General features: G+C 64.9%; 1 pseudogene. It reads left to right on the top strand.

Annotated features, from left to right (window positions below):
* Positions 1 to 2,445: pseudogene (locus tag EN994_RS27145) on the top strand (hypothetical protein); the annotation flags it as partial.

Raw genomic sequence — 2,445 nt, 5'->3', positions numbered from 1 at the left:
CCTTCAACCTGGGCGGCAGCGACGGCACGATCCAGGGCACCAACGTCGCCAACCCCGTCTTTACGCTCGGCAACGGCAACACGCTCAGCGGTATCATCATCACCGGCGGCGGCGACGGCATCTTCGGCAACAACATCACCGGCGCGACGCTGACCAATGTGACGGTCACCGGTGCGGGCGGCAACGGCGCCGACTTCACGGGCAGTTCGACCGGCATCACCGACTCCAACTTCACCGCCACCGGCAACGGCCTCGACGGCCTGCACATCGACGGCGACGGCACCTACAATTTCACCGGCACGACGCTGCTGCAGGGCAATCTCGACGACGGTCTCGATATCACCGGCAAGGGCACCTACACCTTCGCCACCGTCAATGCGCAGGACAATACCGACCGCGGCATCACCGTGCAGGGCACGTCGACCGGAGGCACGTTCACCACCACCGGCGGCACCGTGTCAGGCAATGGCGGCACCGCCGTCTTCATCGATCCGATCACCGCCCATGTGGTGCTGGACTCGATCAGCCAGAGCGGCGGCACGTCGGGTGTCGTGCTGGAGAATGTCGCGGGCAACTTCACCGTCAACGGTGCGACGACGATCTCCAACACGACCGGACCGGCGATCGCCATTTCGGATTCGCCGGCGACGATCCGCTTCGGCGACATCAGCATCACCAACCCCGGCGCCGACGGCATCTCGTTTGCCGGCGTCAATGCGGCGGTGGTCGCCGGCAACATCGTCATCTCCGGACTGGGTGTCGGCACCGGCCTCGACTTCTCCGGATCCAAGACCAATTTCACCGCGCAGTCGCTCAGCATCACCGGCACCGGTGCTGCCGGCTCGATCGGCATCGATCTGACGTCGCCGAGCGTTGGCGGCGCGGTGATCATCATCACCGATGGCGGCGTCATCACCAATGTCGATACCGGCGTGCGGCTGGGCATTGCCGGCACGCCGGGCGCCACGGCCAACGCCGAATTTACCTTCGGCGGCAATTCCAGCTCCATCTCCGGCATCACCGCCTCGCTCGATGCGCGCGGGCTCAATGAGGGCAGCGGCCACTACGCTTTCGGCACGACCGCGTTTACCGGCCCGCAACTTTACGATCTGCGCAATTACATCTTCGTTGCGGCCGGGGCTTCGGGCGGCGGCACGTCGATCACCGACCTCGCCTCGATCGAATATGCCGACAGCATTACCGCCAGCGACGCCATCATTGTCCTGGTCAACCGCGGGACAATCGACGACGCCACCGGCTTCTCGCTGAGCGACGGACAGGAACTGGCCTCGTTCGGCAACGACCGCGCGTTCTCGCTCGGCGGGGTGCCGTTGAATGTCACCGGCACCAACATCCATCATGACGAATCCATATCGGATTCAGCGGGTGCGGCGACGCTGACCAGTTCCGGCGGCGGTAATGTCGTGACGCTGGGCAACGGCAACACGCTGCTCGATTTCAACGTTTCCGGGGGTTCCGGCTCGGCGATCTACGGCCTGGGCATCAACGGCCTGACCGTCCAGGGCGTGACGGCCAGCAATGTCGGGTCCGGCCTCTACCTCAATGGTGTGACCGGCACGGTCTCGGTCGACGACCTGACCGTCCAGACCGCATCTCAAACCGGCATCGTGCTTGTCGATTCGAACGCGACCGTCGATTTCACCGGCAACACCAAGATTACCAGTGCCGCCAGCGTCGGGCTGTTCGCCAACAATTTCGACGGCATCGCCACCTTCGACGATCTCGACATCAGTGGCGGCGGCAGGGGCGTGGCCATCTGGAGCGGCTCGAGCGGCACGCTGACTTTCGCGGCCGCGAGTTCCATCACCAACACGGGCGATGTAGCCTTCAACATCAACGGTGCGGTGCCCAACGTCACCTACAACGGCACGATCGACCAGGCCAATGCGGCCAACGCGGTCAGGATCATCGGCCAGACCGGCGGCACCGCCACCTTCGGCGGCAAGATCACCGCCAGCACGGGCTCGGCCAACGCGATCGACCTGTCCGCCAACACCGGCGGCACGGTGAAATTCACCGGCGGGCTGGACCTGACCACGACGACCGGTACCGGCTTCGATGCCACCGGGGGCGGCACGATCACAGTCGCGGCCGCGGGCACGGAGCAGATCACCACCGGCACCGGCCGGGCGATCAATCTCGACGGCATCACCATCGGCACCGGCGGCATGGCGTTCGACAGCATCACGACAGGCGTTGCGACGGCCACGGCGCTCAACTTCAATGCCGTCTCGGGCGGCCAGTTCCTGGGTGGCAATGTCACTGTCGGCGGCACCGCTGCCGGCATCAACGGCCTTGCAATCAACGCTTCGTCATCGACCTTCACCATCACCAATCTGGTGGCGACCAATGTCGCGGGCACCGATGTCAGCCTGACCAACAATACGGGCTCGATCACGATCCTCGGCGGCACCATCACCAATT

This window comes from Mesorhizobium sp. M7A.F.Ca.CA.002.09.1.1 (genome assembly GCF_003998555.1).
Lineage (GTDB): Bacteria > Pseudomonadota > Alphaproteobacteria > Rhizobiales > Rhizobiaceae > Mesorhizobium > Mesorhizobium ciceri.
Note: the sequence above shows the minus strand (reverse complement) of the source record. Positions and strands in the feature narration are given on the sequence as shown.